Raw genomic sequence first — 10696 nt, forward strand, 5'->3', positions numbered from 1 at the left:
TGCTCCGCGCGTGACCGCCGCCCCGCCTCCCTCGGCCTCGCCCTCGTCGTCCGCGCCCGGGGGCCTGCAGCGGCGGCTCGGCCTCGGCGCCGCCGTCGTGATCGGGCTCGGCTCCATGATCGGCGCAGGAGTCTTCTCGGCCTTCGCCCCCGCCGCGGCGGCGGCCGGCGACCTGCTGCTCGTGAGCCTGCTGATCGCCGGGGTCGTCGCGTTCTGCAACGCGACGTCGACGGCGCAGCTCGCGGCCCAGCACCCGACCTCGGGCGGCGCCTACGCGTTCGGCCGCGAGCGGCTCGGCGAGTGGCCGGGCTTCGTCGCGGGCTGGGGGTTCGTCGTCGGCAAGACGGCGAGCTGCGCCGCGATGGCGACCACCGCCGCGGTCGCGCTGGTGCCCGACCCGTGGACCCGCCCCGCCGCCCTCCTGCTCGTCGTCGCCGTGACCGCGCTGAACGCCGCGGGCATCACCCGGACCGCCGCGGCGACCGCGGTGATCGTGGCCGCGGTGCTGGCCGCGCTGGTGCTGGTGGTGGTCGTGGTCGGCAGCGCGCCTCCCGGGGTCGGGGCGGTCGTCGACGCGGCCTCCGGCGCGGGCGGTGCCGGTGGTGCAGGCGGTGCGGCGGACGGTGCGGGAGGCGCGGGTGCGGGACCGACGCCGGTCGCCGTCCTGCAGGGGGCCGGCCTGCTGTTCTTCGCCTTCGCGGGCTACGCGCGGATCGCGACCCTCGCCGAGGAGGTGCGGCGCCCGTCGGTGACGATCCCGCGGGCCGTCGTCATCGCGCTGTCGGCCGCGCTCGTCGTGTACGCCGCGGTGGCGCTGGTGCTGCTCCGTGCGCTCGGGTCGGCGGGGACGGCGGCGTCGCAGCGCCCCCTCGTCGACGCCGTCGAGGCGGCCGGAGCGGGGTGGCTGGCGCCGGTGGTCGCGGTCGCGACGGGGGTCGCGGCGAGCGGGGCCCTGCTGGCCCTGGTCGCGGGCATCGGGCGCACGAGCCTGGCGATGGCGCGCGAGGGCGACCTGCCCCGGGGGCTCGCCGTGGTCGACGCCCGGAGGGGTGTGCCCCTGCGGGCCGAGCTGGTGCTGGCCGCCGTCGTCGGCGTGCTCGTGCTGACCGTCGACCTGCGGGGCGTGATCGGGGCGTCGTCGTTCGGCGTGCTGGTCTACTACCTCGTGGCGAACGTCGCGGCGCTGACGCAGACGGGGGAGCACCGTCGCTGGCCGCGCGTGCTGCCGGTGCTGGGGGCGGTCGCGTGCGTGGCGCTCGTGGTCACGCTGCCGCTCGCGTCGGTGCTCGCCGCGGCGGCGGTCTTCGTGGTGGGGGTGCTGGGTCGTCTCGTGGTGCTCCGTCGGAGGCGCGGCTCGCCGGGCGCCGGGCGCGGGTCTCGGACGACGGGGCTCTGAGGACGGTCCCGCTCCGCGCTGATCCACTCTGGAGCGGAGCGGCGTCCGGTAGGTGTGCCCTTCGAGCCAGGCTGCTCCACTCCGGAGTGGATCGAGCATTCTGGGGGGCGTCGTCCGGTCGCACGGACGATCCGGTCGCTGTCGCTGTCGCTGTCGCTGTCGCTGTCGCGGTCGCGGTCGCACCCGCTGCCGACGCCCCGACGCTCGACGACCACCCGCGCCCCGTCCCGCGCATCCCGCCCGTACCGCCCCGCCCGGATCACACGCGCCGCGCGACCGCCTCGCTCCTCCAGCGGGCGTGCAGCGACCACGGGTCGGGCTGCCCCTCGGCGAGGGCGCGCACGTGCGCGAGCAGCTCGCCGTCGGCGGTGAACCACTCCGTGCGCCCGTGTCGCTGGGCCGCGAACTGCTCGTGCCGTGCCCGCTCCACGGCGCGGTCGCCGCGCTCGAGCGCCAGCAGCTCGTCGTGCCAGATCGCGGCGAGGCGCTGACGGGGGTTCCCGGTCGTGCCGATCTTGATCCTGTCGCGGAAGCGCAGGTAGTACACGACGTCCACCCGGGGAGGCGCCAGCTCGCCGTCCGGGACGTCCCCCTGCCGCCACTCGCACACCGCGCAGAGCCAGGCGGAGGGCCAGCGCACCCCGAGTCGCGCTCCGCAGGCCGGGCACGGCGTGGGCAGCGCGTCCTCGACGCCGATGCCCGCGCCTCCCCGCTCCGCGTCGCCCCACCAGTCCGCGGCCAGCTCGAGGTGCCGCCGGCAGAGCGGCACGGGCGCACCCGGCTCGACGGCGTGCGGGCAGTCGCCGCCGCCGGTGCACAGCGGGGCGTCGGTCAGGTCCATCTCCGGACCGTACGACCGACCACCGACGCCGCTCCCGCGGCAGCCTGCGCCCGCCCCCGCGCCCTACCCCCGCACCAGCCTCCGCACCGCCTCCCGCACGATCTCACGCTGCTCGTCCCGCCCCGTCGTCGCGGCCGGCGCCCCCTCCAGCCCGGGCAGCTGCACCCAGGCCGACGCGATCGAGAGCAGCACGGCGAACAGGTCGTCGCCGCCCCACGGCGTCGCGCGCACGGCGCCGACCCGGTCGAGCTGGTCGATCGACGCGTCGCGGGTCTCCTGCAGCACGGCGAAGGAGGCCTGCCAGTCGTGCGTGTCCTCCAGGCGGGCCCAGCTGAGCAGCCGGTGGTTCTCGGGGTGCTCGGCCAGGTGGTCGAAGAGGGCGACGGCGAACTCCTCGGCGCTGGCGTAGGGCACGGCGGCGGCGGCGCCCAGCTCCGCGAACGAGAGGTTCAGCACCGTCGTGAACAGCGCCTCCTTGTCGCCGAAGTGGGCGTAGAGGCGCTCCTTGCTGCAGCCGGCCGCGGCCGAGATGCGGTCGACCCGGGCACCCGCGAGCCCGCGCGCCGAGAACTCCGCCGTCGCCGCCTCGAGGATGCGTCGTCGGGTCTCGTTCGCGTCGTGGGCCATGGCCGAGAACCTAGCCCACGGTGGCGCTCCAACCAAATGGTTGGTAGTGTTGCCCGGTCCTCATGCCGGGACCCGCCCTACCCAGGAGAACAGTGACCACCTCATCGACAGGCTCCGTCCCGACGACCGCGCCCTCCGCGTCGCCCACGCCGGGCTCCGCCCCCGCCCACCCGAGCCGCCGCTGGTGGGTGCTCGTCATCGTCGGCCTCGCCCAGCTCGTCGTCGTGCTCGACGGCACCATCGTCAACATCGCCCTGCCCCAGGCGCAGGCCGAGCTCGGCCTCACCGACGAGAACCGCCAGTGGGTCGTCACCGCGTACGCCCTCGCCTTCGGCGCGCTCCTCCTGCTCGGCGGCCGCATCGCCGACTTCTGGGGCCGCAAGCGCACCTTCATCGTCGGCATGGTCGGCTTCGGCGCGGCCTCGGCCTTCGGCGGCCTCGTCTCGACCGGCGAGCTGCTCGTCACCGCCCGCGCCCTGCAGGGCGTCTTCGCGGCCCTGCTCGCCCCCGCCGCCCTCGCCGTGCTCACGACGACCTTCGACCGCGGGCGCGAGCGCAACACCGCCTTCGCCGTCTTCGGCGCCATCTCCGGTGCCGGCGCCGCCGTCGGCCTCGTGCTCGGCGGCGTGCTGACCGAGTTCGTCAGCTGGCGCTGGTGCCTCCTCGTCAACGTGCCGATCGTGATCGTCGCCATCGTGGCGGCCGCCCTCGTCGTCCGCGAGAGCAAGGCCGAGGGGGACAACCGCCTCGACGTCGCCGGCACCGTGGTCGTGGCCCTCGGCCTCGCCTCGCTCGTCTACGGCTTCACGCAGGCGGAGGACGGCTGGGGCTCCGCCGTCGTCATCGGCTTCATCGCCCTCGGCGCGGGCCTGCTCGCCCTCTTCGTGCTGATCCAGAAGCGCTCCGACCACCCGCTGCTGCCGCTCGGCGTGCTGACGAACCGCGTCCGCGGCGGGGCCTTCCTCGTGCAGCTGATCGTCGGCAGCGTCATGATCGGCGCCCTGCTCTACCTCACCTTCCACCTGCAGATCGTGCTCGGCTTCGGCCCGCTCGAGGCCGGCCTCGCGACCCTGCCGATGACCCTCGTCATCATGGTGATGGCGCCGATCCTCACCAAGCTGCTGCCCGTGATCGGCCCGCGCGTGCTGATGATCGTCGGCCCGGTCATCGCGGCGGCCGGCCTCTTCTGGCTCTCGCTCGTGACGGTCGACGGCGCGTACGCCACGCACGTGCTGCCCCCGCTGATCGTGATGGGCGTCGGCCTCGCCGGCGTCTTCGTGCCGATGCAGAACCTCGCCCTCGCCGGCGTGGCCCCGCACGAGGCGGGCGCGGCCAGCGCCACCTCGAACGCCATGATGCAGATCGGCGGATCGATCGGCCTCGCGGTCTACACGAACCTCTACGCGTCGGCCGTGGCCGGCAGCGCCGCCGTCGGCCTCGGCAGCCTCGTCGACGGCTACTCGGCCGCGTTCGTCGCCGCCGGCGTCGCGACGCTCGTCGCCGCCGTCATCTCGTTCGTGATGATCCGCGGCTCGAAGGAGGACCTGCTCCCCTCCGGCCCCGTGGTGCACATGGGCTGAGCAGCCCGCAGCAGCCCCGAGGAGGCGCGGTGTCGGTCAGTCCGGCACCGCGCCTCCCGCATGCCCCCGCCCCCGCCCCTGCCCCGCCGCCGCCGCACGACAGAACCACCGACTGATCAACGAACCACGTCAGATGGTGGTTCGTTGATCAGTCGGTGGTTCGCGAGGGGGCGCAGGGCGGCGCGCGGGCGCAGGGCGGCGAGGGGGCGCAGGGCGGCGCGGGGAGGCGGCCTGCCCTGAGGGCGCTACTCCGCCTTCTCGGTCTGCCACTTCTCGGGCGCGCGGTCGCCGTTCGGGCGCACCGGGCGCACGTCGCCGACGATCGGGATCGCCCGCTTGCGGAGCGCCCAGAGGTAGCGCACGAAGAAGTGCGTCAGCGTCGACAGGCGGTTGCCGTTGCCGAGCAGGCTGGTGATGTGGACGAACACCCACAGCAGCCAGGCGACCGGGCCGGTCAGGGTGAAGCCGTTGGGCAGCTGCACCACGGCGGCGTTGGTGCCGACCGTCGCCATGGTGCCCTTGTCGTGGTACTTGAACTTCTCGAGGGGCTTGCCCGCGAGCATCCGCTGGATCTGCTCGCCGATGTGCTCGCCGCCCTGGATCGCCGGCTGCGCCAGCTGGGCGAGGGCGTCGTCGGTCGCGGCGATGTCGCCCGCGGCGAAGATGCGGTCGAGGCCCTTGACGGTGAGGTCGTCGTTGACCTGGATGCGCCCGCCGTGGGTCTGCGGCACGCCCCAGCCGGCCACCTCGGCGTGGGCGGCGACGCCGGTCGCCCAGATCACGAGCTCGGCGGGGATGAACTCGCCGTCGGCCGCGACGACGCCGTCGGGGCGGACCTCCTCGACGCCGGTGTCGAGGCGCAGGTCGACGCCGCGCTTGCGCAGCACCTTCGCGGCGTACTTGCGGAGGCGCGGCGAGAACGGCTTGAGCAGCTCGCCGCTGCGGTGCACGAGGGTGATCGTGATGCTCGAGGCGTCGATCTCGGGGTAGGCGTCCTTCAGGGCCTGGTCGCGCAGCTCGGCGAGCGAGCCCGCCATCTCGACGCCGGTCGCGCCGCCGCCGACGATGACGACCCGGACCTCGCCGCTGCCGACCGAGGCCGCGGCGTTCTCGAGCTGCGTGAACAGCTCGTCGCGGATGCGGAGCGCCTGCGAGCGGGAGTACATCGAGTAGGCGTACTCGTACGCGCCCTTGGTGCCGAAGTAGCTGGTGTTGACGCCGTTCGCGAGCACGAGGGCGTCGTAGGCGATCTCCTCCCCGTCGCGCAGCGTGATGACGCGCTCGTCGGCCCGGACGGTCGTGAGCAGGCCGTGGCGGAACTCGGCGTTCGACTGCTTCGAGCGGAGGCTGCGGAGGAAGTACGTCACGTCGCCCGCGTTGAGGCCGCCCGTGGCGACCTGGTACATGAGCGGCTGGAACATGTTGTAGACGTGACGGTCGACGAGGGTGATGCGCACGTCGGCGTGGCGCAGCGCCCGCATGGCGGCGATGCCGGCGAAGCCTCCACCGACGATGACGATGTGGGGGCGACTGTCTTCAGCCATGAGTTGACTCCTGCGATGTGTGGTGCGAGCCGGTGGTCGCCCTTGACCCCGAGGATGGCCGGGATCGTGTCCCGTCCGGAGGACAGGCTACCCACTGAGCGAGCCTCAGGAGGCACGTGTCCGCGGGCCGCGGACAGCGACCGTGCCGCCGCGTAGGCTCGGCGCATCCGGGGGCACCCCCTCCGGCTCCGGCCACGACCTCGCCGGGCCCGCGCCGACCAGGCCGCGGGCGACCTCGACGGCGGGAGACGACGTGAAGGGCTACGTGCTCTACCGCCGCCCCGCGACCCCCGCGTCGGCCTTCCTGCGGCACGACCGCGAGGCCCGCGACCGACTGGCGCTCGTCACCTCGCTCGAGGAGCTCGTGCCCGTCGGCGCCGAGCTCGGCGGCCTCGTCATCGACGAGGGAGAAGCGTGGGAGGCGCGGGTCGAGCCCGTCCGCCCGGTCGAGGCCCAGCCCGAGGAGGGGCTCGCCCCGGTGATCCCGCTCTTCAGCCTGCCGCCCCGTCGCGACCGCGCCGCGCGCCCGGCGCGCGCCGCCCGCCGCTAGCGGGCGCGGCGCAGCCCAGCTCAGCTCGCCAGCGTCTCGCGCGGGTACTCGCCGAAGCGCTCCATGTACGACGCCGAGAACCGGCCGAGGTGCGCGAAGCCCCAGGTGCGGGCGACCGTCGCGACCGAGGTCGCGCCCGGGGCGGCCGACCGCAGCTCGTCGTGGGCGCGGTCGAGCCGCACCTGGCGGAGGTACGCCGTGGGGGCGAGGTCGAAGGTGCGCTGGAACCCCTCCTGCAGGGCCCGGAGACTGAGGTCGGCGGCCTTGGCGATGTCGGTCGACGTGATCGGCAGGTGCGCGTGGGCGTGCACGTACTCGACCGCCGTGCGCATGCGGGCGTTGCGCGGGGCCTGCAGCTGCGGCGGCAGGTCGGCGCTGCGGTACGGGTAGAGCTGCAGCAGGGCGACGGCCGCCAGCCGTGACATCTCGGAGGCGAGCAGCGGGCTGACCTCGGGGTCGGTGACCGTGCGCGAGACGAGGGCGAGGGTGTTCCACCAGGCGCGGATCGCGGCGGGCGTCGGGGTGGCCCGGCGGTCGAAGTGCAGGCGGCCGGGGGCGGCCCCCTCCCGCTCGGCGGCGACGCGCTCGAGGTCGGTGGTGCGGAAGTGCACGCACTTCTGCACGAAGTCGTCGAAGGCGAACGAGTAGTCGGTCTCGAGCGGCAGCAGCACCGGCGTGCCGGAGGTGAACTCGGTCTCGTCACGGCCCTCGGTGAACGACCCCGTGCCCGACTGCATCCACGCGACCACGTACTCGTCGTGCGGAGCGAGCCCGCCACCGAGGTGCCCGGCGAACCGGGTCTCGCGGAGGGTCATCGCGGTGTCGCCGACGGCCGCGTGCCGGAAGGAGAAGGGGCGGTCACGGACGGGCCGGGCGTCGAAGCGGCCGGACGCGAAAGGGCCCTCGAGCGTCTCGCGCGCCGTGGTGAGGTCCGACGAGGTGAGCTCGAGCCTCACGGGGGTGTTCTCGAGGGCGCGCACTGGCTGAGTGTCGCACGAAGCGCTGTACCCCGGGGCCCGACGATGCGCGGGGTGGACAGACCGACCGTCCGGGCGCGGCCCCAGTGCAGGGGAGGGGCCGAGATGGGGGAGCGGCTCGGCGCGGGGGAGCGGGCTCAGCGCTCGTCGTCGTCCTGGTAGAGCGCGATGAGCATCGCGGCCGCCTGGCGGGCGTCGCGGGCCGGGGAGGTGGTGCGGGTCATCGCGGCCGAGACCTGGGCGCCCTCGGCCAGCAGGGCGATGCTCGAGCCGAGCTCGCGGGGCAGGCCGGCGTCGAGCGCGAGATCGGTGACGAGGGCGACGAACGACTCCTTGTGGCGCTGGGCCATCTCGGCGATCCGCGTGTTGTTGCGGCCGAGCTCGCCGTAGGAGTTGATGAAGACGCAGCCCTGGAAGGAGTCCTCCGCGAACCACTCCTCGAGGTAGCCGAAGATGGCGAGCAGCTTGTCGCGCGAGTCGGGCACCTCGACCGTCGCGTCGGCGATGTGCTGCGACCAGGTGACGTGGCGGGCCTCGAGCACGACCTCGACGAGCCTCGACTTCGACTGGAAGAGGCGGCGGATCTCGTCGATCTCCACGCCGGAGGCGGTGGCCACCTCGAGCAGGCGCACCGACCGGATGCCCCGGGAGTTGAAGAGGTCGTCGGCGACGTCGACGACGTGGCGCCCGGTGACGTCGAGGGGCGGGGGCTTCACGGCGGCTGTGGTCATGGGCTCGGATCGATCGGTGGGGTCTGGTCGGGACCTGCACGACACTAGTTGCACGATCGGCAGAACGAGCGGGAGTGGCCGCGCACGGCCGCGGTCGGCCGCCGGTTGTCCGGCATGCGCGGTGGGGCGGGGCCCGTGTTCGTGCGCCGTCGCCCGGGGCCCGGGGCGTCGCTCCCGTCCCCTAGCGTCAGCACCGTGACGGCCTACTCGAGCGACTCCGCGGTGCCCCGCGCCCACATCGGCGCGTACCCGAAGCGCCGCGCCGTGCCGGCGCCGGCCCCCGCCGACGTGCCCCCGGCCGTCGACGAGGCGCGCTACGCCGACTTCTTCGCCGAGGGCGCCTCAGCCCTCGACCCCGGTGTCGTCGTGGGCGGCGCCGACGGGCTTCGACTCGGCTGAGCCGCGCTCGCGCAGGTAGATCCACAGCACGACCATGCTGCCGACCGCCAGGAACTCCGACTGCCAGTTCTGCAGGGTCCTGTTCCAGAAGTCGGCCGACGCGACGTAGCCCGCGAGGCCCGTGGGTGCCTCCAGGTCGAGCAGCTGCTGCTCGTCGTGGGCGACGTGGCCGGTGACGGCCTGGGCCGCCCACGAGGCGACGAAGATCGCCCCCATCACGAGCCCGAGCGAGTGGGAGGCGAGCCACAGCCGCCAGCCCGAGGCCGCGGCCCAGCGGGGCGAGCCGGGCAGGGCGTGCCCGCGCACGTGCTGCCGCTCGTCGCTCTGCGGGCCGACCTGGTCGAGCTCGCCCGACACCGTCGACCCGCGCTGCACGAGCCAGACCGTGGCGCCGATGAAGAGGACGAACTGCAGGTACTCCGACTGCCAGTTCTCGGCGACGTCGGCGGCGAAGCCCTCACCGACCTCGCGGGGGCCGTCGGACGGGCCCGCGCAGCCGGACGCGAGCCCGGCGATCACGAGCGCGACGACGGCGACGAGGGCCGACGACAGCGGGCGCCGGGCCGGTGGGGCGGTGCGGTGCGGACGAGGAGTGCACGACATGCCACCTGCCTAGACCGGCCCCGGCGGCGGGTCGAGCCCTCCCTCGGGATCGGGCACCGCGCCTCCCCGGGTGCTGGTGGGGGCGGCCGCGCCCCGCTCCCGGACGACGGCGGATCTCCGCGGCCCGGAACCGGACACGGCCCGTCGGGAGGAGTTGCCTCGCCGTGTGGACTCCCTCCCCCTCTGGCTCCTGATCGTGATCTTCGTCGCCGCGGCGGCCGTGACCTGGGTCGCCGGCATCCAGCTCTCGAAGACGACCGACGTGCTCGACGACCGGCTGCACATCGGCAGCGCGCTCGGCGGGCTCATCGTGCTGGCCGTCGCGACCAACCTCCCCGAGATCGCGATCACGGTCAGCGCGGCGCTGTCGGGCGACGTGTCGGTCGCGGTCGGCAACATCCTCGGCGGCATCGCGATCCAGACCGTGGTGCTCGTGGTGCTCGACGTCTTCGGCCGCCGGGGGAAGGGGGTCGCGCCCCTCACCTACCGGGCCGCGTCGCTCACGCTCGTGCTCGAGGCGGTCGTCGTGGTCGCCGTGCTCACGGTCGTCGTGGCCGGCAGCCAGCTGCCCGACGGGCTCGTGCTGCTGCGGCTCACGCCCGACGTGGTGCTGATCGCCGTCCTCTGGGTGGTCGGGCTGCTGCTGGTGCAGCGCGCCGGGAAGGGGCTGCCCTGGCACGAGGAGGGCCGGGCCCCCGACGCGTCGCCCCACACCACGGGGCACCGACGTCGGAAGCCCGCCGAGCCGCACTCCCGCATGAGCACGACCCGCGCCTCCGTCGTCTTCGCCGTGTCGGCGCTCGCGACGCTCGCCGCCGGCGTCGTGCTCGAGCGGGCGGGCGACGCGGCGTCGTCGCAGCTGGGGCTGTCGGGGGTGCTCTTCGGCGCGACCGTGCTGGCGCTCGCCACGTCGCTACCCGAGATCTCGACCGGCCTGCAGGCCGTGCGCCAGGGCGACGACAACCTCGCGATGAGCGACATCTTCGGCGGCAACGCCTTCCTGCCCGTGCTCTTCCTCGTCGCGACGCTCATCTCGGGCGAGGCGGTGCTGCCCGCCGCGCAGGCCTCCGACATCTACCTGACGGCGCTCGCGGCCCTGCTGACGCTCGTCTACGTGGTGGGCCTGCTCTTCCGCCCCCGGCGGCGGATCGCGGGCATGGGCGTCGACTCGCTGGTGGTGCTCGTGCTGTACCTCGTGGGACTCGGCGGGCTGTTCGCCATCGCGAGCTGACGGCCGAGGCACGGCCCCGGCGCTGCCTCGGCTCGGCCTCGGCTCGGGCCGGCAGGAGTCGCGGTGCAGGCCCGCAGGTCACGGTCGGGTAACGAGACCAGTCGATCTCGGGAGGGGCGGCGAACCCTTGTCATCCCCACCGGGAACCACAGACAAGGAGCTGCATCGTGACCATCACGCGCAAGACCATCACCAAGACCGCCCTCGGCCTCGTCGC

The 10696-nt window shown here is 74.4% G+C and carries 11 protein-coding genes; 5 read left to right on the top strand and 6 right to left on the bottom strand.

Translation table 11 applies throughout. From position 1 onward, the window contains the following. Positions 1–10 precede the first annotated feature (10 nt). Positions 11–1396 (top strand): APC family permease, encoded by a 1386-nt coding sequence (locus IFT72_RS14830; protein WP_371741315.1) that lies wholly within the window; start codon positions 11–13, stop codon positions 1394–1396. Between the two features lie 259 nt (positions 1397–1655). On the opposite strand, the gene IFT72_RS14835 is transcribed toward IFT72_RS14830, so the two are convergent. Next, complete coding sequence (locus tag IFT72_RS14835; RefSeq protein ID WP_192046899.1) at positions 1656–2237, bottom strand: GIY-YIG nuclease family protein; 582 nt, start codon at positions 2235–2237, stop codon at positions 1656–1658. Between the two features lie 63 nt (positions 2238–2300). Beyond that, positions 2301–2864, bottom strand: coding sequence for a TetR family transcriptional regulator (locus tag IFT72_RS14840; protein ID WP_185230527.1), 564 nt, complete (start codon positions 2862–2864; stop codon positions 2301–2303). A gap of 92 nt (positions 2865–2956) precedes the next feature. Between IFT72_RS14840 and IFT72_RS14845 the strand changes: the two genes are divergently transcribed. After that, positions 2957–4444 (top strand): MFS transporter, encoded by a 1488-nt coding sequence (locus IFT72_RS14845; protein ID WP_371741316.1) that lies wholly within the window; start codon positions 2957–2959, stop codon positions 4442–4444. Between the two features lie 245 nt (positions 4445–4689). Here IFT72_RS14845 and IFT72_RS14850 read toward each other — a convergent pair whose 3' ends face one another. Next, entirely contained in the window at positions 4690–5988 is a 1299-nt protein-coding gene (locus tag IFT72_RS14850) for an NAD(P)/FAD-dependent oxidoreductase (RefSeq protein ID WP_185230523.1), read from the bottom strand. Between the two features lie 253 nt (positions 5989–6241). On the opposite strand from IFT72_RS14850, the gene IFT72_RS14855 reads away from it, so the two are divergent. Further along, positions 6242–6538 (top strand): hypothetical protein, encoded by a 297-nt coding sequence (locus tag IFT72_RS14855; RefSeq protein ID WP_056057715.1) that lies wholly within the window; start codon positions 6242–6244, stop codon positions 6536–6538. A 20-nt stretch (positions 6539–6558) separates the two neighbouring features. Here IFT72_RS14855 and IFT72_RS14860 read toward each other — a convergent pair whose 3' ends face one another. Further along, positions 6559–7518 (bottom strand): helix-turn-helix transcriptional regulator, encoded by a 960-nt coding sequence (locus IFT72_RS14860; protein ID WP_056057713.1) that lies wholly within the window; start codon positions 7516–7518, stop codon positions 6559–6561. A gap of 134 nt (positions 7519–7652) precedes the next feature. Further along, positions 7653–8246 carry a TetR/AcrR family transcriptional regulator gene (locus IFT72_RS14865; RefSeq protein ID WP_192046901.1) on the bottom strand — a complete coding sequence of 198 codons (594 nt, stop codon included), beginning with the start codon at positions 8244–8246 and terminating at the stop codon, positions 7653–7655. Between the two features lie 195 nt (positions 8247–8441). Between IFT72_RS14865 and IFT72_RS14870 the strand changes: the two genes are divergently transcribed. Next, entirely contained in the window at positions 8442–8645 is a 204-nt protein-coding gene (locus IFT72_RS14870; protein WP_056057706.1) for a hypothetical protein, read from the top strand. Here IFT72_RS14870 and IFT72_RS14875 read toward each other — a convergent pair. After that, a complete protein-coding gene (locus IFT72_RS14875) occupies positions 8589–9248 on the bottom strand; it encodes a DUF6766 family protein (RefSeq protein ID WP_192046902.1) in 660 nt (219 codons plus the stop codon). The genes IFT72_RS14870 and IFT72_RS14875 overlap by 57 nt on opposite strands. Before the next feature lie 166 nt (positions 9249–9414). On the opposite strand from IFT72_RS14875, the gene IFT72_RS14880 reads away from it, so the two are divergent. Then, a complete protein-coding gene (locus tag IFT72_RS14880) occupies positions 9415–10479 on the top strand; it encodes a sodium:calcium antiporter (RefSeq protein ID WP_167260561.1) in 1065 nt (354 codons plus the stop codon). The last annotated feature ends 217 nt before the right edge of the window (positions 10480–10696 follow it).

This window comes from Frigoribacterium sp. CFBP 8754 (assembly GCF_014841815.1).
GTDB classification, from domain to species: domain Bacteria; phylum Actinomycetota; class Actinomycetes; order Actinomycetales; family Microbacteriaceae; genus Frigoribacterium; species Frigoribacterium endophyticum.

Excerpts from the sequence above, each read along its gene's own strand:
- IFT72_RS14835 (WP_192046899.1), bottom strand. The coding sequence starts at position 2,237 with ATGGACCTGACCGACGCCCCGCTGTGCACCGGCGGCGGCGACTGCCCG.
- IFT72_RS14840 (WP_185230527.1), bottom strand. The coding sequence starts at position 2,864 with ATGGCCCACGACGCGAACGAGACCCGACGACGCATCCTCGAGGCGGCG.
- IFT72_RS14875 (WP_192046902.1), bottom strand. The coding sequence starts at position 9,248 with ATGTCGTGCACTCCTCGTCCGCACCGCACCGCCCCACCGGCCCGGCGC.
- IFT72_RS14865 (WP_192046901.1), bottom strand. The coding sequence starts at position 8,246 with ATGACCACAGCCGCCGTGAAGCCCCCGCCCCTCGACGTCACCGGGCGC.
- IFT72_RS14850 (WP_185230523.1), bottom strand. The coding sequence starts at position 5,988 with ATGGCTGAAGACAGTCGCCCCCACATCGTCATCGTCGGTGGAGGCTTC.